The 21,475-nt window shown below is 47.5% G+C and carries 15 protein-coding genes; 4 read left to right on the forward strand and 11 right to left on the reverse strand.

The annotated features are described in order from the left end of the window. Positions 1 to 101: 101 nt before the first annotated feature. Entirely contained in the window at positions 102 to 2,009 is a 1,908-nt protein-coding gene (locus ACLHR0_RS04745; protein ID WP_436485064.1) for a RecQ family ATP-dependent DNA helicase, read from the reverse strand. Positions 2,010 to 2,264: 255 nt separating this feature from the next. Further along, on the reverse strand, positions 2,265 to 4,367 hold the full coding sequence (locus tag ACLHR0_RS04750; RefSeq protein ID WP_436485066.1) for a heavy metal translocating P-type ATPase: 2,103 nt from the start codon (positions 4,365 to 4,367) through the stop codon (positions 2,265 to 2,267). 205 nt (positions 4,368 to 4,572) lie between these two features. Here ACLHR0_RS04750 and tsaE point away from each other — a divergent pair, with 205 nt between their 5' ends. Together tsaE and ACLHR0_RS04760 are read left to right on the forward strand one after the other, a co-directional pair. After that, the gene (gene tsaE, locus ACLHR0_RS04755) at positions 4,573 to 5,010 is read left to right on the forward strand and encodes a tRNA (adenosine(37)-N6)-threonylcarbamoyltransferase complex ATPase subunit type 1 TsaE (protein WP_436485068.1); all 438 of its coding nucleotides are present in this window, start codon (positions 4,573 to 4,575) and stop codon (positions 5,008 to 5,010) included. 42 nt (positions 5,011 to 5,052) lie between these two features. Then, positions 5,053 to 6,270, forward strand: a complete 1,218-nt coding sequence (locus ACLHR0_RS04760; RefSeq protein WP_079473555.1) for an alanine dehydrogenase — start codon at positions 5,053 to 5,055, stop codon at positions 6,268 to 6,270. 210 nt (positions 6,271 to 6,480) lie between these two features. Here ACLHR0_RS04760 and ACLHR0_RS04765 read toward each other — a convergent pair whose 3' ends face one another. The 3 genes from ACLHR0_RS04765 to ACLHR0_RS04775 all read right to left on the reverse strand — a co-directional run bounded on the left by ACLHR0_RS04765 (position 6,481) and on the right by ACLHR0_RS04775 (position 8,541). Further along, positions 6,481 to 7,281 (reverse strand): undecaprenyl-diphosphate phosphatase, encoded by an 801-nt coding sequence (locus ACLHR0_RS04765; protein ID WP_436485070.1) that lies wholly within the window; start codon positions 7,279 to 7,281, stop codon positions 6,481 to 6,483. Positions 7,282 to 7,356: 75 nt separating this feature from the next. Continuing rightward, entirely contained in the window at positions 7,357 to 7,632 is a 276-nt protein-coding gene (locus tag ACLHR0_RS04770) for a DUF3098 domain-containing protein (RefSeq protein ID WP_079473553.1), read from the reverse strand. A gap of 36 nt (positions 7,633 to 7,668) precedes the next feature. Continuing rightward, positions 7,669 to 8,541 (reverse strand): cell division protein FtsX, encoded by an 873-nt coding sequence (locus ACLHR0_RS04775; RefSeq protein ID WP_429042136.1) that lies wholly within the window; start codon positions 8,539 to 8,541, stop codon positions 7,669 to 7,671. A 261-nt stretch (positions 8,542 to 8,802) separates the two neighbouring features. On the opposite strand from ACLHR0_RS04775, the gene leuS reads away from it, so the two are divergent. Beyond that, positions 8,803 to 11,568, forward strand: coding sequence for a leucine--tRNA ligase (leuS, locus tag ACLHR0_RS04780; protein ID WP_436485072.1), 2,766 nt, complete (start codon positions 8,803 to 8,805; stop codon positions 11,566 to 11,568). Between the two features lie 612 nt (positions 11,569 to 12,180). Here the strand turns inward: leuS and ACLHR0_RS04785 are convergent. The 3 genes from ACLHR0_RS04785 to ACLHR0_RS04795 are packed head-to-tail and all read right to left on the reverse strand — an operon-like array spanning position 12,181 to position 14,618. After that, positions 12,181 to 12,447, reverse strand: coding sequence for a hypothetical protein (locus ACLHR0_RS04785; protein ID WP_370913385.1), 267 nt, complete (start codon positions 12,445 to 12,447; stop codon positions 12,181 to 12,183). A 10-nt stretch (positions 12,448 to 12,457) separates the two neighbouring features. Beyond that, the gene (locus tag ACLHR0_RS04790) at positions 12,458 to 13,867 is read right to left on the reverse strand and encodes a radical SAM protein (RefSeq protein WP_436485074.1); all 1,410 of its coding nucleotides are present in this window, start codon (positions 13,865 to 13,867) and stop codon (positions 12,458 to 12,460) included. After that, positions 13,860 to 14,618, reverse strand: a complete 759-nt coding sequence (locus ACLHR0_RS04795; RefSeq protein ID WP_436485076.1) for a prolipoprotein diacylglyceryl transferase — start codon at positions 14,616 to 14,618, stop codon at positions 13,860 to 13,862. The genes ACLHR0_RS04790 and ACLHR0_RS04795 overlap by 8 nt, the downstream gene beginning before the upstream one ends. A gap of 66 nt (positions 14,619 to 14,684) precedes the next feature. Here ACLHR0_RS04795 and ACLHR0_RS04800 point away from each other — a divergent pair, with 66 nt between their 5' ends. After that, positions 14,685 to 15,371, forward strand: coding sequence for a peptidoglycan DD-metalloendopeptidase family protein (locus ACLHR0_RS04800; RefSeq protein WP_429042143.1), 687 nt, complete (start codon positions 14,685 to 14,687; stop codon positions 15,369 to 15,371). 58 nt (positions 15,372 to 15,429) lie between these two features. On the opposite strand, the gene ACLHR0_RS04805 is transcribed toward ACLHR0_RS04800, so the two are convergent. From ACLHR0_RS04805 to ACLHR0_RS04815, 3 genes are read right to left on the reverse strand one after another with little or no spacing between them, the layout of a single operon-like run. Next, positions 15,430 to 16,824, reverse strand: a complete 1,395-nt coding sequence (locus tag ACLHR0_RS04805) for a RagB/SusD family nutrient uptake outer membrane protein (protein WP_436485078.1) — start codon at positions 16,822 to 16,824, stop codon at positions 15,430 to 15,432. 25 nt (positions 16,825 to 16,849) lie between these two features. After that, positions 16,850 to 20,422, reverse strand: coding sequence for a SusC/RagA family TonB-linked outer membrane protein (locus ACLHR0_RS04810; RefSeq protein WP_436485080.1), 3,573 nt, complete (start codon positions 20,420 to 20,422; stop codon positions 16,850 to 16,852). A gap of 26 nt (positions 20,423 to 20,448) precedes the next feature. Beyond that, complete coding sequence (locus ACLHR0_RS04815) at positions 20,449 to 21,456, reverse strand: FecR family protein (protein WP_436485082.1); 1,008 nt, start codon at positions 21,454 to 21,456, stop codon at positions 20,449 to 20,451. Positions 21,457 to 21,475 lie beyond the last annotated feature (19 nt).

Genomic DNA, 21,475 nt, shown 5'->3' on the forward strand with positions numbered 1-21,475 from the left:
GTATCTCCCCGAATCTTTTTAAAAATCATATAAAAATCCAAAAGTAAAAATCCAGGTAATCAGTAAAATCAGTGTAATCCTGAGTAAGACAAACTCCGCTCTCACCGTGCGCAAGACAGCCGCCCCGCCTCATCCCGCACCACGATGCCTTCTTCGTTCAGGAACTGGAGGACTTCCATCAGGTCGCTTCTTTTTACATCGGGTAGTTTGGTTTGCAGCATGTTAAACAGCAGTGGTTCTTCTTTCAGCATGGTGATAACGTGGTCGGATATACGCTTGAATCCGGCGGCGTCCATAGGCTGTGATTTCTTTTTTAAGCAGATGTCGCATACGCCGCACGGAGTGGCATCCTTTTCGCCGAAATAGGCTACCAGTTGCTGCGTACGGCACATATCACGGTTACGTACATACGCAAACATGGCGGCGAGCCTGTCCGCATAAACTTTCTTGCGTACTTCCACCCTGGCCATATTGATGCGCAGGTTTTGTGAGGATACCCGTTCCTGGAGGAAACACAGCTGTGGTTCGTCGCGGCGGGGCTGATAATGCAGGATGCCGTATTGGTGCAGCTGGTGCAGCTGTGCGGCAATATCATCATCTTCCATCAGCATGATGCGGCCTATCTGCCGTTCATAAATGGGTACGGCATTATCGAAAATCCCTTCGTAGGTACGCAACAAAGTTTTGATAATTTCTTCCAATGCAGGATACGCATTTTCAAACTCGTACAGTGATTCTTTATTGGTAACGAATTCCGCCCGGGAGGGGAGGAATACGCTTTCGCTGAGCTGCAGCACGCCTTCCTGTTCCAGCACGCGCACCGCGCTGTAAGCAATGGTGAGGTTCAGGTGGAAGGTGCGGGCAAAATCGTTGATGTCAAAATCGAAGTACATGCCTTCCGCGCTGCCTACCGGCACCTGGAGGTAGTTAACAATGCCCTGGTATACTTCACGGATCTGCTCCAGCGAGGGAAACTGCAACGCAATCCGTTCATGCATATCCGTTAGTTCCTCTTCGTTATAGAGCAACACGGCATATGCTTTCTGTTCGTCCCTGCCGGCGCGGCCTGCCTCCTGGTAGTAGGCTTCCAGTCCGTCGGGCATATCGTAATGCACCACTATGCGTACATCCGGTTTATCGATTCCCATGCCGAAGGCATTGGTACAAACCATGATGCGTGTTTCATTATTGATCCAGGCTTCCTGCCGGGCGGCCCTTTCTGCCTGTGGTAAACCGGCATGGTAATAACTGGCAGGGATGCCCTGTAGTTCCAGCAGGGAAGCAATTTCCTTGGTGCGTTTACGATTACGGCAATAAACGATGCCGCAGCCGGGTACGCGGTCCAGTATATGTTTTACCTTATCAATTTTGGTAGATTCTTCCAGCACGCTGTAAGAAAGGTTGGAGCGGGCAAAGCTTTTGGTAAACACCCGGGCGTCCTTCATCAGCAGTTTCTCACAGATATCCGTTTGTACCCTTGGTGTAGCCGAGGCCGTGAGTGCCAATACCGGCGCTTCCGGGAAGAAGCTGCGGATATCCGCGATCTGCAGGTATGCCGGACGGAAATCGTATCCCCACTGCGAGATGCAATGCGCCTCATCAATCGCCAGCAGGCTTACCGGGAGGCCATCACAATAGGTTTGAAAAAGTTTGCTTTGTAATCTTTCGGGAGATACATATAAAAACTTGCATCCACCGCGGCGGGCGGCTTCCAGGACCCTTTCCACCTCCTGGTAAGGCATACCGGAATAGATGGAGTATGCAGTGATCCCTCTTTTTTTGAGATTGGCCACCTGGTCTTTCATCAACGCAATGAGCGGGGTAATGACCAGGCATAGCCCTGGCTTCATCATGGCCGGCACCTGAAAACAAATGGACTTACCACCACCTGTGGGCAGCAGGGCCAGTGTATCCTGTCCTTCCAGTACAGCATTCACGATATCTTCCTGTAACGGGCGAAACTGTTCGTATCCCCAGTATTGCTGTAATATGGCTACGGGCGTACTCAAATAAAAATTTAATGGTTAGTGCGAAGATACGCGATTAGAGCGGATTTTGTCTTACTCAGGATTACGCTGATTATACTGATTAGCCAGGATTGATCATGTTGGATTTTTAAAGGATTTTAAAGGATTAGCGAAGATATAAGCGAATGATATACCCGCTTATATCTTCGCTAATCCTTTAAAATCCTTTAAAAATCCAAAAAGTAAAATCAAAGTAATCAGTATAATCAGCGTAATCCTGAGTAAGACAACATCCGCTTAGATCACGTTTTTGTAGCGCAGGCGTATAGAGTTTACTGCCAGCACCACATCGGAGAGGCCCATTATGCCGGCGCCTACGATGGGATTCAGGAATCCGAGGGCGGCTACCGGTATCGCCACTACGTTATAAATGAATGCCCAGAAAAGATTCTGTTTGATGGTGAGATAGGTATGTTTTCCCAGTCCCAGCGCCAGTGGCAGCGAGCCCAGGTTGTTATTAAGCAATACTACGTTAGCGCTTTGCATGGCTACCTGGGTGGCATCGCTGAGAGAGATACCAATGGTGGCTTTAGCCAGTGCGGGCGCATCATTGATACCGTCGCCTACCATGGCGGTAGGGGCGGTTTTCATGAGGGCGTCTATCTTTTGTAGTTTTTGTTCGGGCGACTGTTCCGCGTATACTTCTGTAATACCCAGCTTGGCGGCCAGTTCCCGGCACTTGCGGGTGGTGTCGCCACTTAGTAAGATGGATTTGATACCGGATTGCTGCAGTTGTATAATTACCTGTGCGGCTTCTGGCCGTATTTCATCTGTAAAATCGATCCATCCTGCCAGCAGGCCGTTTTTCAGGAGATACAGGTTATGGCTGTCATCTTCCGTAATACCATTTGCCATGCGGAAAGAGCCTAACTGCCACTGGTTACCTGCTTTATCGCTGGCACGCATGCCAAGACCCTTGTGTTCGCGGACCTGCTGCAGCGGCACTTCTCCGGCAGATTTCCAGAGCGAAGCAATAGAGCGGGCAATGGGATGGGAAGAATATTTTTCCAGGCTGTATACTATCTGTTTAAAATCTTCTTCCGGCATATCAAAAAAGTGGTATTCGCCCAATTGTAATTTACCGGTGGTGAGGGTACCTGTTTTATCAAATACTACCTGCCTGATATCCTTAAACATTTCCAGGGTGTGACCTCCTTTGATCAGGATACCATTGCGTGCGGCGCGTCCCAGTCCTACCATCACGGCGGCGGGTGTGGCCAGGCCCATGGCGCAGGGGCAGGAAATAACCAATACGGCTACACTGCGCATCATGGCAGTGGCCAGCGTGGTATGCCCTATAAAATACCATCCAAGGAAGGTAACCAGGGCTATGCCGAGTACCAGTGGCACAAATATGGCGCTGATGCGGTCGGCCAGTTTCTGCATGGGTGGCTTATCCGACTGCGCCTGTTTTACCAGTTCTATGATATAGGACAACACGGTGTCTTTACCGGTGGCCGTGATATATACTTTGATGCTGCCGTCTTCCAGTATGGTACCGCCAATTACTTTGTCCTTTTCTTTTTTGCTGACAGGCGCGCTTTCGCCGGTGATCATGGCTTCGTTGGCATGGCCGCTGCCCCAGTAGATGGTGCCGTCCATGGGTATTTTATCACCTGTATTCACCAGTACGCAGTCGCCCGTACGCAGGGTACGGTTATCCACTTCATGGATATGTTCGTGGCCGTGATCGGTGTTAATAAGCCGGGCTGTAGTGACCTGCATGCGTGCCAGTTCGGCAATCGCGGAAGTGGTTTGTTTTACGGACCTTTCCTCCAGCATATTTCCCAGGAATACCAGGGTGATAATGGCTGCCGTGGTTTCGTAGAACATATAATCGGGGTTGCCGTACACAACGGTTCCTACAAAACTGTATACAAAGGCTGCGGTGGCGCCGATCGATACCAGCACGTCCATATTGGCCATGCGGTTGATGACGGAACGCACCGCGCTACGGCCGAAGTGCCACATTCCCACGAGGTATACTGGCAGCGTAAGCCAGAACTGTACCCAGGGGTGGTGTAACCACGACCAGCTGACCCACATATGCAGGAGCAGGGGTAACGTAAATATGAGACAAAAAACAAATTTGAATGTAAGGGTGGTATATATTTTCTTTTCTGCGGGTTTGTCTTCCGGCAACACTACGCGATATCCCATTTGGGTAATACCGTTGAGTATTTCCGTTGAGTTGGCGCCTTCCGGTGCGTTGAAACTAACTTCTTCCGTGGCAAAGCTGACGTTAACGTCCTGCATTCCCTTTTTCTCCAGGTATTTGGAAACGCCGAGTGCACAACTGGTGCAATGCATTCCTTCCACCTTGCAATTAATGGCTGTCATCTGACATCTTTCCTCCTGCATACAAAGTTAGCAGCGGATGAAATAGGCAGGTAAAATATTAATGCAACGAAGCGGCAGAAGTGCCATACAGGTGCCCGGAAACAGGCCGGACAAGGGCCTTACCCGATTTTTGACGCAGTGCTGCAACTTTTGCAAAATCTGGTGACAATCGCTTTTGCTTTCCGCTTTCTCCTTATTTTTGGGGATGCAATGGACATTTACGCTGGATCAACTGCCGGAAACAGCCCGGCAGTTCTGGGATCATTTCACCGGTAAACAGGTTTTCACCCTTAAAGGCCCGATGGGGGCCGGGAAAACTACCCTGGTAAAGGCTTTATGCGCCGCCAAAGGCGTGCAGGATGCTACTGCCAGTCCTACGTTTTCAATCATAAATGAATATGCCTACACCGACGCAGCGGGAACACCCCGCCGCATTTTCCACCTGGACCTGTACCGGCTCCGGGATGAAGACGACGCCATCAGCGCCGGCGTGGAAGACACACTTTACCAGGATGCCATTTGTTTCGTGGAGTGGCCGGAAATAATAGCGCATATGCTACCGCCGGATACCATTCACCTCCAGCTGGAGGTACAACCGGATCAAAAAAGGGTCCTGCGCGAAATCGCTTCATCTCTCAAATGATGTATCTTTGGATACTTCGATTTAAAAAAACTGAACACGCATATGGAGCAGAGGCAAAAACCTGTAGTAAGTGCTGGGTTTACCTATTCACCGCTGGAAGAAACGTTGGATATTCCGCAGAAAAATTCCCGTTTGTTTATAGGTATCCCGAAAGAAACATCTTTCCAGGAAAACCGGATTGCCCTTACGCCCGATGCAGTCAGCATTCTAGCGGCACACGGACATCACATAGTGGTAGAGCATAAAGCCGGCGACGGGTCGCATTATTATGACACCGACTATTCGGAAGCCGGGGCGGAAATTGTATACGACAAAAAGGAGGTCTTTAAAGCAGAGATCATTGTAAAATCCGCACCGCTGAACGATGAAGAGATAGAGCTGCTGCACCCGCACCAGATCGTTATTTCTCCCATCCACCTGGCTGCCCTGAAAGCGCCACAGGTAGAAAAAATGATGGATAAGCGTATTACGCTGTTATCTTTTGAGAACCTGAAAGACGATGCAGGCACCTACCCTATTGTGAGGGCCATGAGCGAAATTGCCGGGGGCGCCTGTATGCTGATTGCGGGACAGTACCTGAGCAACGACAACAAAGGAAAAGGTATCCTCCTGGGAGGTATTACCGGCATTCCTCCTACGAAAGTAGTGATCATAGGCGCTGGTATCGTGGGTGAGTTTGCAGCCCGTACTGCACTTGCATTGGGATCTTCCGTAAAAGTATTTGATAATAACATTTATAAGCTGAAAAGGCTGCAGAACAACATCGGGGTACGTGTATTCACCTCCGTTATCCAGCCTAAAGTGCTGGCAGAGCAGCTGCGCAATGCCGATGTAGCGGTAGGCGCATTGTCGTCACAAAGCGGGCGGACGCCTATTGTTGTCAGCGAATCGATGGTGAGCAACATGAAAGCGGGTTCCGTTATTGTGGATGTGAGCATCGACCGGGGCGGCTGTTTTGAAACCTCGGAAATCACTACACACGAAAACCCGGTATTTAAAAAGTACGATGTGGTACATTACTGCGTACCCAATATTCCATCCGGTTTTGCCCGCACCGCCTCTGAAGCCATCAGCAATGTGCTGATGCCCTTACTCGTGGAAGCTGCCGACGACGGCGGATTCGAAAACCTTGTATGGATTAAACGCGGCGTACGTAACGGCATCTATCTTTATAAAGGCGCATTAACGAACTACCACCTGAGCGAAAAGTTCAAGCTTAAATACACCGATTTGGAGTTATTGCTGGCGGTAAAAGGATAGAGCGGATGTTGTCTTGGCTCAGGATTACGCTGATTTTACTGATTACCTGGATTTTTACTTTTGGATTTTTCTGATTTTCTTAAAATAATAATTAAGGGAGATAAGAGCGGATATCCGCTTCTATCTCCCTTAATCCTTTATAAAATCAAAAAAGTAAAATCCAGGTAATCAGTAAAATCAGCGTAATCCTGAGCCAAGACAACATCCGCTCTACACTTCGAGTTGGTAGCCCATCAATATGGCCGCTATGATGATAATGCCCACCACGATGCGATAGTATCCCCACATTTTAAATCCGTACTTTTTTACGGCCCCTATAAAGAATTTGATGGCGCCCAGGGCTACTACAAAGGCCACGATGTTGCCGATTAGCAGGAGCTTCAGGTTTTCGGGATGCGCGGTTAGCAACTCCCGTCCTTTTAGCAGTTTGTAGCCGGTGGCTGCTGCCATGGTAGGTACTGCCAGGAAAAAAGAGAATTCGGCTGCTACGCTGCGGGACAGCTTTTGCTGCATACCACCGATGATGGAGGCTGCACTGCGGCTGGTGCCGGGAATAAGCGCCAGGCACTGGTAAAAGCCTATGCGTAAAGCGGTAAAAACGTCTATTTTTTCTTCGGTGGTAATAGTGGGTTCTTTAAAATAGTCGTCTACAAACAGGAGGATGATACCACCTACCAGCAGCGTAATTCCTACTGTTAGCGGGCTTTCCAGCATGGCATCGATCTTGTCGCTGAAGAGGAAACCGAGGATCAGCGCCGGGATCACGGCGATGGCCAGTTTCAGGTAAAAGTTAAACCGGTTTTTATCAAATACCAGGAACTTTCTCCAATAAAATACCACCACTGCCAGGATCGCTCCCAGCTGGATCACTACTTCGAATAGCTTGGTAAATTCGTCTTTACCAATACCCAGCAGTGCGCTCACAATGATCATATGCCCGGTGGAGGAAACCGGCAGAAACTCCGTTAGTCCTTCCACGATGGCAATAATGATAGCCTGAAAAACATTCATCGAATTTAATATGGTTAAAAGTTAAAAAAAAAGCGATGAGGGATCATCGCTGTTAAAATACTTTTATAGAAGCAATTATGCCTTTGGTTTCGGACGGTGCATAATAGCATATACTTCTATCACCAGGCCCAGTACAATAACGATAGGCGCCAGGGTGATTCTGCGGAAGCTATATACCTGTTCCGGTTTAAAGCTGTTGGGATCGCTGGAATCTCCTCCCATCATGAAGAGGAAGCCCAGGATAATCACCACAATACCAGCCAGCATAAATTTGTAGTTTTCTTTTGGGAAAATAGGGCGGCTGTCGGCCAATGTGTTTTCTGCCTCCTTATTTAAAGCTGTTTTAGCCATAGTGTTTGGTATTATATCCTCGTTAAAGATTTAAAGTTAATACAGATCGTCCAGTTTCAGGCGCAGGTATTTCATGACGGAGCGGTGTGTGCTCACCAAAGAAATACTGATTCCGATGAGGATCATGCCTATAAAGAGGAACGCTATCATCAGGTTATCACGCAATCCTGCCAGTTCCGGCAATAATTTATCGGATACCGACATAATACCGATCAGGCCTGCGATGGCGATTACCGCGGCGATAGCGCCATTGGCAATGCTGCGAAGGTCAAAGGGCTTGGCAATAAACCAGCGGGTAGCTCCCACCATTTGCATGGTTTTGATCAGGAACCGGTTGCTGAACATGGCCAAACGAATGGTATTGTCGATCAGGAAAATCACCACCAGGCATAATAATCCGCTGATGATCAGGATAATTAATCCAATCCTGTTAACGTTTTCGTTCAGTTTGCTCACCAGCATACGCTGATAGGATATTTCCCTTACGATGCTTTGCTGTGACAGGTTATTTTCAATGATCTTCAAACTGTCATTGTTTACATAATTGGCGTTTGCCTTTATGTTAATGCTGCTGTACAGCGGGTTATATTGCAGAAGGGTGATAAAGTCCTCCCCGAAATCCTTTTTGAACCGCTGTGCCGCCATATCTTTCGACACATATTCAATTGACTTAATATATGGCCTGTGTGCCATTGAATCGCGCAGGGCCGTGGCCTGTGCTTCTTTCACGTTATCCCGGAGGATGACCTGTATTTCTATGCTTTCCTTAAAATACACACTCAGCTTGTTAGCATGTATTACCACCAGACCCAATGTGCCCAGTAAAAACAATACCAGTGCTACACCAATGATGGAGTACAGGTAGGATGGTTTCGACTTCTTTGCTGATGATTTCCCGGATTGCGCCATTAATCTGCAGTTTATCGGCGAAAATAATAAAAATTAGTAGTTATGTGTTTAATTTTGCCAACCCGGTCAGGTAATAAACCCTTTCCGGCCAATAGAATGGCAATATATAGAGATGTTGGGGAATGACATTGGAGTATTAATGAATTTAACATTATTTTGCTGAACAGGCATTATAGCAACTTTTTAAATTATAACTGATAACGCCTTAATGACCGGACGTATTGTTTATATCCGGACAATTAAGGTTCATCTACAACAGATATGGAATACAATTTCAGGGCAATCGAAAAAAAATGGCAGCAACAATGGGAGCAGTCGCATGCTTACCGTGTGAGCAATAACAGTCCAAAGCCCAAATGTTATGTACTGGACATGTTCCCCTATCCTTCAGGGGCTGGTTTACACGTAGGCCACCCGCTGGGATACATTGCAACGGACATCTACTCCCGCTATAAAAGACTAAAAGGCTTTAATGTACTCCATGCCATGGGGTACGATGCATTTGGCTTGCCAACAGAACAATATGCCCTCGAAACAGGTCAGCATCCCGCAGTAACCACCGAACAGAATATCAAGGCTTTCCGTGAACAACTGGATAACATCGGCTTTTGCTACGACTGGGACCGCCAGGTAACTACCAGCGATCCCTCCTACTATAAATGGACGCAGTGGATTTTCCTGCAGATCTTTGAAAGCTGGTACAACCGCAGCACAAAGAAAGCAGAACCCATCACTTCCCTGGTAGCTATTTTTGAGAAAGAAGGTAACGCCGGTCATATCTGCCCCGGCGACCGGAGTATACAATTCACGGCGGCCAACTGGAAAAGCTATAGTGAGCCGGAACAGCGCAACATATTGATGCAGTACCGCCTCGCCTACCTGGCGCATGCGGAAGTTAACTGGTGCGCAGCACTGGGCACCGTACTCGCCAATGACGAAGTAGTGAACGGCGTAAGTGAACGCGGCGGTTACCCTGTAGTAAAGAAGAAGATGAGCCAGTGGTTCCTGCGTATCACCGAATACGCTAACCGTCTCCTGGAAGGACTGGAAACAGTATCCTTCAGCGATGCCATGAAAGAAATGCAGCGCAACTGGATCGGCAAAAGCCAGGGAGCCGAAATTAAGTTCGCCCTGAAAAACTCCACCGAACATGTGGAGGTATATACCACCCGCCCCGATACCATCTTCGGCGTGGACTTCATGGTGATAGCGCCTGAACACGAGCTCGTATCCCGGATCACCACCCCGGATCAGCAAGCTGAAATTGATAAGTACCTCGAATACGTGCAAAGCCGCTCCGAGCGGGAGCGCATGGCCGATGTAAAACAAATTACCGGCTGCTTTACCGGCGCCTACGCCATCAACCCGTTTGATGGCCGCGAAATACCGGTGTGGATTGCGGAATACGTACTGGCCGGCTATGGTACCGGCGCCATCATGGCGGTGCCCTGCGGCGATCAGCGCGACTTTGGCTTTGCCAAACATTTCAATATCCCTATCACCAACATCATTGGCGACGCCTTCAACGGGCAGGAAGCCAATCCAACCAAAGAAGCCAAACTGCAAAACAGCGGCTTCCTCAATGGCATGGACATGAAACCTGCTATGGATGTGGTGATCACCAAACTGGAAGAACTGGGTATCGGTAAACGCCAGATCAATTATAAAATGCGTGACGCCGGCTTTAGCCGTCAGCGCTACTGGGGCGAGCCTTTCCCGATCATTTATAAAAACGGTATTCCTTACGCGATGGACGAAAAAGACCTGCCGCTGGAATTACCGCATGTGGAAAACTATAAACCCGGTGAAGAAGGTGAAGGCCCGCTGGCCAACATCACCGATTGGGTGAACGTAGCCCCCGGCGTAAAGCGCGAAACCAACACCATGCCCGGCTATGCCGGCAGCAGCTGGTATTTCCTGCGCTATATGGATCCACATAATAACAACACCTTTGCAGACCGTAAAGCCACCGATTACTGGAACCAGGTAGATGTGTATGTAGGCGGCACCGAACATGCCGTAGGACACCTGCTCTACTCCCGTATGTGGACGAAAGTGCTGTACGACCTGGGACATATCGGTTTTGATGAGCCATTTAAATCACTGATCAACCAGGGGATGATTGGTGGCAGCTCCAGACTGGTGTATCGCGTACGTGGCACCCACCAATATGTTTCACATGGTTTGAAAGATCAGTACGAAACAGATGAACTGCATGTAGATGTGAATATAGTAGATGGTGTAGAACTTAATACCGCTGCCTTCAAAAAATGGAAGCCCGACTTTGCAGATGCTACCTTCATACTGGAAGATGGCAAATACATTTGCGGCGTACAGCTGGAGAAAATGAGCAAGCGCTTATTCAACACCGTTAATCCAAATGACCTGGTTGAGAAATACGGCGCTGATACTTTCCGTATGTACGAAATGTTCCTGGGACCAGTAGAGCAATCCAAACCCTGGGATACCAAAGGTATTGAAGGCGTACACCGCTTCCTGAAAAAACTGTGGCGCCTGTTTGCCGATGAGCAAAAAGGCATCCTGGTAAATGAACAACCAGCCACGCCGGAAGAACTGAAAATATTGCATAAAACGATCCAGAAAATAGATCACGATACTTCCAGCTTCTCCTACAATACAGCAGTAAGCCAGTTTATGATCTGCGTAAATGAACTCGCTACCCTGCGTTGTCACAAACGCAGCATCCTGGAACCATTGCTGATCCTGCTCACCCCCTATGCGCCTCACCTGTGTGAAGAACTGTGGCAGTATATAGGCAATAATGAAAGTATTCTGAATGCACTTTACCCGGTGTATGAAGAACAATACACAAAAGAAAGCGCTTTCAATTACCCTATTGCGATCAACGGTAAAACCCGCTCTGAAATGGGCTTTTCACTGGACGCCGCTATTCCCGACATTGAAAAAGAAGTACTGGCCAGCGAAGTAGTGCAGAAATGGCTGGAAGGTAAGGCGCCTAAAAAAGTGATTATCGTAAAAGGGAAGATGATCAATGTGGTGATATAATGCCGCGCGGAGGTTGTCTTTCTCAGGATTACGCTGATTTAATGGATTAGACCTTTTGTGATTTGCGGAGATCGGAGCGGAGGTTGTCTTGGACGCTGATTACGCTGATTTTACTGATTAATCTTTTTGTGATTTTGGGAGATTGATGGAGGAGTTGGGGATGAATAAAGATTACTTAAAGAGTGACTGGGAAATACTTCGTTCATACTTAGCATATGCTTAATACATGCAGATGACCCGGAGGTGATGTGGAGGTGACGTGGACTTGAAGCTAAGATCGTTTATCACAGGCCCTTACAGACGAAAAAGTGCAGGGTGTTTAGACGCGGCACTACCATATAAATGAAATGTGTACCCGATATAGCGTGAGCGGCATTTAATAGCAATAGCTTATTAAATGCCGCTTAACTTTTTAAATTATTTAAGGAATACTGTTGGTAAGAGCTGCTGAATTTCACGGAATTTTCCAAAAATTCAATGAAAAGCCAAATTTAAATCAATTTTCAATAGAGAATACCGATGCTGAATTAAAATCCGGCCAATGCACTCATCTCCAAAAATCCCAAAAATTAATCAGTAAAATCAGCGTAATCAGCGTCCAAGACAACCTCCTTACCGTATACTCAACCCGCTTAAAATAATCCCGCACGTGGACAACCCCACCAGCAAAATAATCCCCGACGATAATAATAATACTTTTCCTATGTGGTTCTTATTGGCAATGATCAGTATCAGTCCGATTATAAAATAACCCCCTACCAAAAACATTGCTATCAGTCCCGCAGCAATGATCCCTTCATCGCCGGCTACGCACATCAGCAGGAAAATGCCCAGTGGTATCAGGGTAAACAAGAGTACATCTTTGAAAAATTTATTCATATACAATTATTTAAACAATAGGAATAAAAGTCCGTTCTTCCTGGAGTTGTTTTAAATAGGCTTCCTTATCATCACGGTAAAAAAGGTTCATGGTTTCAAATGGGATAATGCGGCCATCTTTATGCACAATATGCACGCACGACTTTTTAATGGCGCGCACATCAAAATCATAAGCATCGAGGAAGCGCATGATCACAATGCGGAACAGGTTCGTATAGTCGAGACCGGGAGCCTGTACCTGTGGCAGGCAGCAAAGCAGCGACTGCATATCATTTACCGCAGCATCGGTGGAGATGCCGGTACTGAATATTTTCAGGATGTGCTGATGCAGTCTTTCGTCCTGTTCATACACGATGGTGTTTTTTGAATTATTCAGCAGCACAGCAGGATCCACGTAGCGGGTGAGCGGGTATACCTGTCCTTCTATTTTGAGGGCATAGGCCATTGCCAAAGCGTCCGGGTTGCAGGGAACGGGAATAATGTCGTGATCGTTCCAGATGGGTGATTGCTCCAGGATACGTTGCCGTACTTCTGTAAGGGTGATACGATCCGTAGCGGGGTCGAAGCCATCGGTGCGGCCGGCCACCTGTACCGGCTGAAACGTAACACCGCGAACGCAGGGTTGTTTCAGGGCATAGTCGATGATAGCGCCCATTTCGTCTTCATTCACGCCGCGTTGCAGGGTTACTACTAAGGTAGTACTGAGATTTACTTCATTAAGATTTTCCAGCGCCTGTTTTCTTACATCTGTCAGATCCTTTCCCCGCATACGTTCCAGCGCTTCCGGCTTAAAGCTGTCGAACTGAAGATATACCTCAAAATCCGGCATGTAGGTAGCAAGGCGTGCGGTGAATTCTTTATCTTTTGCAATGCGCACACCATTGGTGTTGATCATGAGATGCCGGATCGGCTTTGTTTTAGCGATATCCAGTATTTCGAAGAACTGCGGATGGATAGTAGGTTCTCCCCCGCTGAGTTGCACTACATCGGGCTGACCTTCGTTTTCCACGATGATATCCAGCATCTGCTCTATTTCTTCCAGGGTACGGTGCCGGCCGTAATGCGGCGACGACATGGCGTAACACGTAGGACAGGTAAGATTGCAGCGGTCTGTTACTTCAATGACGCTCAGGCAGGAATGCTGCTCATGATCTTTACAGAGGCCGCAATCATAAGGACAGCCATAGTGTGTGCTGGTATTGGTTTTAAGCGGCGCTTCAGATGGTTTGTTATAGTTGCGGGTATTTTTGTAATAGTCGATGTCGGTAGCGATTAACACCTTTTCTTTCCCATGATGCGGGCAATGCTTGATCATGAAAACCTTTTCATCTTCAAATATCACCTTCGCGTCTACACGGCGCAAACAGGTACTGCAGATGCTGAGTGTAAAATCGTAGTAGGTGTAATTTTTTTCAGGCATATTGTTTTTGTGTTAGTCGTGACGGAAAAATAATCACCGGTGAATAATAGAGTAACCCGGCCAAACAGGCCAGCTGTATAGATCCCAGCCCGAAAGCGAAGCGATATCCTGGTTTGATAAAATCCAGCCCGAAACGGAACAGCAGGTAGGCAATCATGAAAAGTTTAAACCGTGCGCCGTTTGCCAGGGAATAGCGGCGGCTGATGCCGGTTAACATCTGCCATAATAATATTAAAAAAATAATTTCATAGAGAGATACCGGATGCCGGGGGATGCCATCGCCCAGATCCATGCCCCAGGGCAATGAAGTGGGCAGCCCATAGGTTTCTTCATAAATACCCATCGTAAAACAACCTATGCGGCCTATGATCATGGCCAGTATCAGCGGATAAACAAACAGGTCGCCGGTAGAATCTTTTTCGCCGATGGCCTTCTTGATCAGCTCTACTCCGGCAAGACCTCCCAGCAGTCCTCCTACGATGGTTTTATTCTGATAGATATAAAACAGCAGGTTATCGGCGTGATACAGCCCCGGCGGGTTCTCCAGCGCTCCTAACAGCCGGCTGCCGAACAAAGCGCCGAAAATGGCGCCTATAATGGCCCAGAGACGGTTACTGCTTTCTATCCGGTCGCCCTGCTGCTTCCGCAGGTATAAAAAATACCGGAAGCCGATAAACATACCCAGGGTTTCCGTTACTGCGTGCAGCGGAAAATGTAAGGAAAACAAATTGATATAAACGGGGAACTGCAAAGGACCAGCATTATTTAATACACAAATTAATATTTATATTTAGACGAAAGTCAAGCACTACAAAATATGTTACAGGAGGTATTAAAGAAATATCAGTCCACCTTTAAGCCGGTTATTCCGCTTCTGGGAGATCATGAGCCCCTGCTGGTAATGGATTTCACCGCCAATAACACGACCCTCACCAAAAACATACTGCAGGACATTAACCGCTTCAGCCGGTATATCGACAATACGCTGGAACAAAGTGGCTGCCGGCTGGGAATTGGCGGCTATGCGGAGCATCGTACTATTTATGCGGTAAGTCCCCATTTTGACGCCGGGGAAGAACCACGCCGGCTGCACCTTGGCATCGATGTATGGGGAGAAACGGGCACCCGGCTGTATGCCCCTATGAATGCGCATGTTCATAGCTTCCGTTTTAATGATCATTTCGGTGATTATGGCGCCACCATCATTTTGCAGCACCAGCTGGACGGATATACCTTTTACACGCTGTACGGTCATCTCAGCATTTCCAACCTGCAGGGGTTGTATGAAAATATGCCCATCACTGCCGGTCAGGCGCTGGCCCATTTCGGCACACCTGCCGAAAACGGCGGATGGCCGCCACATCTGCATTTCCAGGTAATTGAAGATATGCAGGGTTTCCGCGGCGATTATCCCGGCGTATGCCGCTACAGCGAAAAAGAGAAATACCTGCAAAACTGCCCCGACCCCGATATAATCCTCCAGCTCAACCAGTACACCCATTAAATAAAAAAGGCTGCCGGCAATATACCGGCAACCTGTGGTAATGGTTGGTTTTAATATCTTACTTTGAATTCTGTATCAGCCCTTCGCCATACGCCATCGCATTCAGCGAAAACGGCATAATCCATAAATGGGAATCAGGCGTAATGGAATAGGTTTTATCACCTTCCTGCTTCGTGATGGTAGCCCTGAATTGCGGATCGTTGTTAAACCTGCGCAAATCAAGATATACCAGCCCGGTGCCCCTGTATTCACACTTCAGCTCCCTGCGGATCAGCGCAATGGCGCCAGCCAGGTCAGTGGCAGTTACATCTGCATAAAACTCCGGCAGGATACGTTTACGGCGCACAGTGTTTAGTACGTTCATGGCTTCTGCAATTTTCCCGGCGCGGGCCAGGCATTCAGCCTTTACATAGTACATTTCCGGCGTGCGAAGCCCTGCAGCATTTACATCATCCCTTCTGCGGTAGGTCCAGATGGTTTCCAAACCAAAGGCCCGCTTCGTGAAATTAACTTTAAACCGGGCGTCTCCTTTATCATACTGCGCTGAATCGGATTCCCGCAGCATAGAAATATACATGCCCTGTACCTGCATATAAGAGCTGCCGTAGTGAAAGTTATAATTCTCCGGGTTCCTGAATTCATACTTCGGGATATTGATAGAAGGGCTCGTACCATCTGCCAATACTTTATTCTCGTTATAATAATTCACATAGTCAAACAGTTCGCTGTTCTGTTTTAAGGCTTCCTCCGCAAAGGAAGCGGCGGAGGCATAGTCTTTCATAAATAAATGTATCCTCGACAGCAATGCGTACCCCGCGCCTTTACCTGAGAAGTAAGGATTGTCCGGATGTACAGGCAAATAAGGCATCGCCGCATTCAGATCTTTAAGGATAAATTCATACATCTCTTTTACCGATACCTGTTTCATAGATGCTTCCACATTATCCGATGTATTCAGGAATACGCCCGGATCCGTGGCAGCAGTGGCCGGATCATACATTTTAGCATAGCTGGTGATCAGGTAGAAGTACAACATACTTCTGCCTACCCTCGCCTGCGCTATTAAACGGTCTTTATCCGCCTGGGTACCGGTAGTGGCGTTCTGTACATTATTCACCAGCACATTATAAATAAAGATGCCGGTGTAGGCGCCATTATACCCCGCGTCATCAGAAGTATATTGCAACCGGTCCTGGGTTTCCTGCCAGTTGAAATTAATACTGGTTAAATTAAGCGTAGCCTGCCCGTTGGCGATTAAATAGAAATCATTGGCTACCTGGTTCTGATTATCGTAATCGAAAGAATGCGCTTTGGCATTTTCCACCAATGCTTTGTAATCTTCAAAACTCTGCGGAATCTTTTGTCCCTTCGGCACAATCTCCAGGTACTTCTTACAACTGATCGTTCCGGTAATCACCAATCCGCATAATATAAAATGAATGATCCTTTTCATATACAAATCTTTACAACCTCATGAATTAAAGTGAAATATTAAATCCAACATTATAGGTTGGCATGATGGGCAGCGTAAGCCCTGAACCATTGTAGCCGGTAGCTTCCGGATCAATATCTTCTCCGTTGAACCCGATGTAGAACAGGTTATCGGCCTGTAAACGGATCCTGGCATCTGCAATTTTCAACCGGTGTAACCAGCTTTTCGGAAGAGAATAACTCACGGAGAGATTTCTCGCCTTAATGTAAGCTGCGCTTACGATTGTCTGGTCGCCATAGATATAATAACTGTTCCTGTAATTGTTACCATTTTTATCATAGTCCCATGTAATACGCGGCTCATTGGTGATCAGTTCATCACCCGGTTTCTTCCACGCGTTGGTATTGCCTGCCGGCATCACCGCATTCGGGAACCTGCCATTGATATAAGGCACATTCATTCTCATTACATGACCTGCGTTGTATACAAACAGGAAAGAGAACTGGAAACTTCTATACCGGAAATTATTGATTAACGCACCGCTGTAAACAGGTACATAGGTACCACTGTAACGCACTGCATCCGGCGTAGTGATCAGCTTATCCGTCAGCTCATTCTTTTGGTTGTAGATCTGTGGTTCACCGATGCTGTTTAAGCCGCCATATGCGTAGCTGTAAAGACTTCTGTACGGATCGCCCTGCACATAGTATCCGTTTGCATTCGGCACCAGTTCACTGGCTGTTCTGGGCTTATAGTCTACCCTGGTAACTTCGTTTTTATTGAAAGATGAATTTACGGTAACATCCCAGTCGAAGCTACGACGGCGGACGATCAGTCCCTTGAGCATCAGTTCCACTCCCCTGTTCTGCATAGCGCCGTTGTTCACATAAGCAGTGGCAAAGCCCAGCGCGGGGTTAATGGTCACGGTACTCAGGAGGTCATTACTTTTCTTATTATATACATCTACTGATCCGGACAGCCTGCTTTTCAATACGCTGAAATCAATACCCACATTTGTGGTAGCAGTTTTTTCCCAACGCAGGTTAGGGTTCGGCGGATTATTAATAGAGCCGGTGGTGTTGCCTGTCATAGTATTGATGCCATACGATGCCACCATAAAAGGACCGGCGTTCCTTGCCACGTTGCCATTAATTCCGTAAGATGCTCTCAGCTTGAGGATATCCAGCCACGAGATACCTTCCATAAACTGTTCCCGGCTCATAATCCAGCTGGCGCCAACAGACCATAAAGGGCGGTACTGGTAGGTGGGATTGGTTCCAAACAGGTTCGACAAATCATACCTTACGCTACCATTCACCATGTATTTGTCGTTATAGGTATAAGCTGCATTTCCATAGAAAGAAAAATAACGGTTGGTTACTTCATTCAAATACGCCAGTTCAGAAGGGCTTAAAGATGCTGGTCTTCCATTGAGACCAATGAAGCGGTTACTAAGCTCCAGTGCATTAACCGGCATGTAGCTCAGCGTGAGCGGATCATACCCGAACATGCCACTGAAGTCGCGGTTGTTCTTCACTTCCCTGGTTTCAGAACCGGCGATCGCTATTATTTCGTGACGTTCATTAAATGTTTTGTTGAAGTTTAACTGGTTGCGGAATGTATAAGCCCGCAGGTAATCACCCGTGTTGCGGAATGCGTTTCCTATTGGTAACTTATAGGTAGTGTTGCCCCTTGTATCCAATGCGGAAAATGTGTTGAGTTTATCGCGCATGTAATAGGAAGTAACATCCATTAACTGCTCCGTTTTGCCACTGTTCTTTTCATACTGGAACATGATATCATAGTTGAGCCACGAAGTAATTTTTGCATTCAGTTTACCATAAGCCCGGGTTTTAATAGAACGGGTGTAGAGCAGGTTTTTGTTCATTTCCTGTTCCGGAATTCTATCGATAGAATAGAGGCCATATTTGTCATAAATAGCCTTGTCGTCAGCAGTTTGGGTGTTCCTTAACGGCAATGCATTTCCTTGTGCATCATAAATGGATTCAAAGGGCATCATGCTATTAAATAAACCGGTAGCAGACATTCCATCGGCGCCCGTACGTTTATTATCGCCATAATTCAGGTATATGCCCGCGGTAGCCGTGAGCCATTTGTTGATGGTGAGCGTGTTGGTAAAATTCAATCCCAGCGATTTATTTACATCCTGTTTGTTATACCCCTGGTCATTCCTGAAAGTGGCAGAGAAACTGAAAGCGTTGCCTGCGGAGGCTTTGGACACCGACAGGTTGTATTGCTGATTAGCTGCGGGGCGTACCAGGTGATCCAGGATCTGTTGATTGAATACGTTTTGATGACGCATTTCGTTCAGCTTTGCATCTGCTTCTGCACGGGTAATTTTTCCTTCTGCCACCTGTAGCAGGTAGTCGAGTGCAGGCGTTACTATTCCTGCGCCGGCGCGGAGGCGTGCGGCTTCCGTGAGCGGTGTTGTTTTAAATGCAGGGTCATTATCAAAGTAATCGTAGGTAAGGTCTATTATTTCGTTGGCGTCGGCTCTCTTCAGGTAGGAGAGATCATACTTTGGCGTCATGGCAAAATCACCGGAAAAGCTGATGCGTGCCGGGCCGGACTTCGCTTTTTTAGTGGTGATAACAATTACCCCATTAGCCGCCCTGGCGCCGTAGATGGAGGCAGCCGCCGCATCTTTCAGTACGGTGATATTTTCTATATCTTCCGGGTTAATATCCGGCACATAATCCCTCAGTCTCCTGTTATCGTCGTAGGCGATGTTTTCTACCGGGAAACCATCAATCACATACAGCGGTGCGCTGGTAGCGTTAAAGGTGCTGGTTCCCCTCACATTGATATCGCCTTTATAACTTACTACGCCGGGAAGTGTACCTTCCAGTACCTGTGCGAGACTGGAAATGCGGCGTTTCTCCAGGTCGGCGGCTTTTACAGTGGCGAATGCGCCGGTGGCGCGTTCTTTCGACAGGGTTTGATAACCTGTTACCACCACTTCATTGAGCACTTTGTTTTCCATTACTACCTGCAGCGTATTACTTCTCCCCAATGCTACCTTCTTTGCTTCCATACCGGAGTAAGAAAATAACAGGACGCCGGCATCTGCGGGAATGGTGATCAGGAAGTAGCCATTGTTATCGGTTACTGTCCATTTTCTTTGTCCTTCCAGTTGGATGGTAACGCCCGGGAGGACGCTACCACGCTGGTCTTTCACTGTTCCATTCACCGTGCGGGTTCCTGTTTCCTCAAAGGAATCGGCGCTTGCAGCCGGTGATGACTGTACCAGGTTACTGGCCTGCATATCTTTTCTTTGACGGGGTACAATGGTGTAGTGATTTTTATCTACATACAAAAACAACAAATCACGGGGATACAGGATACTTTTCAGTACATCCTCCACCGGCCTGCCTTTCATGGCAGCTACATTTACCGTGGTGGTTTTGTTTTTCAGCAGCACGCCTTCATACATAAAGGTAGTTCCGTATAATGCCGTTACCTTATCCAGGGCTTCTTTAACAGAAACAACAGGCGAACGTTTACCGGCTGGTTGTTGCGCTATTGCCCGGGAACTGCCCAGTAACAATATGCATAGGTACAGGAAGCCATACAGGCTTTGTTTGATACAAATCCTCATCGATCTTGGTTTTTGATAATATGTGTTTAAAAGCCGCGCTGACCGGCGCTCTTAAAGGTCAGCGTATCATTGTTCTTTTCAATTTTCATGTTCAGTATGGCTGACAATTCAAACAATACATTGTTCACGTTATTCAGCGGTAACACGCCATCTATTGTACGGTTGGCCACAGTAGTATCTTCTATTATAATAGTAAATCCATATGTATCCTGCAGTGTATTGATAATATCTTTTACAGCGGTTTGTTGTAGCTGCATTTTGCTTTCTGTCCATGCCAGCGCTACTTCTTTTTTAGCAACAGCTTTCCGCAGCAGTCCTTTACCGGCATCATAATCCGCTTGTTCTTCCGGTTGCAGGATCAGTGAGGCGGTACCTTTTGCAGCTGATACTTTTACCTTTCCTTCTTTCAGGAATACTTCCACTTTATCCCTTCTTTCCTTCACGTTGAATATGGTACCCAGCACTTCCACCTGTACTTTTCCCGCATGCACTGTAAAGGAGGGTGTAGCCCTGCGGGAAACGTTGAACAGTGCTTCTCCCTGTAACCATACTTCCCGTTTCCCATCTTTCCAGTTATAATAACTCAGCTCCGAATGAGCATTTAAGATGACTACAGAAGAATCCGGTAATGTTACCCGGAGTTGTTGACCATAGGCACTGACCACCTTATTCATTTTCTCCGGACGAAGCAGGAACCAGGCGGTGACGATCAGCAGCGGCAGTAACACTGCTGCTGCCAGCCGGTACCAGCGGCGGTTCCGGGTAATGGGCACGACCTGTTGTTGCTGCAGTTGTTGCTGTATCCTTTCCCATACAATGGCTTTTACCCCTGTTGCCGGCGTAATTCTTTGCAGGCTAAGGATAGCTTCCAGTGCGACCACTGCCTGCTCAAACGCTTCCCTATTCGGAGGCGCACTGTCCCGGAAGCCCGTCCAGAAAGCCGTTGCGGCCGGTGTGGCATGCTTCACCCATTCCCGGAAGAACGCATCTTCCAGGAAATCTTCTTTTGTAAATAAATGATAACCGGTCTCCAATTAAATATCCATTAGCTCC

The organism is Chitinophaga sp. ARDCPP14, assembly GCF_051362515.1.
Lineage (GTDB): Bacteria > Bacteroidota > Bacteroidia > Chitinophagales > Chitinophagaceae > Chitinophaga.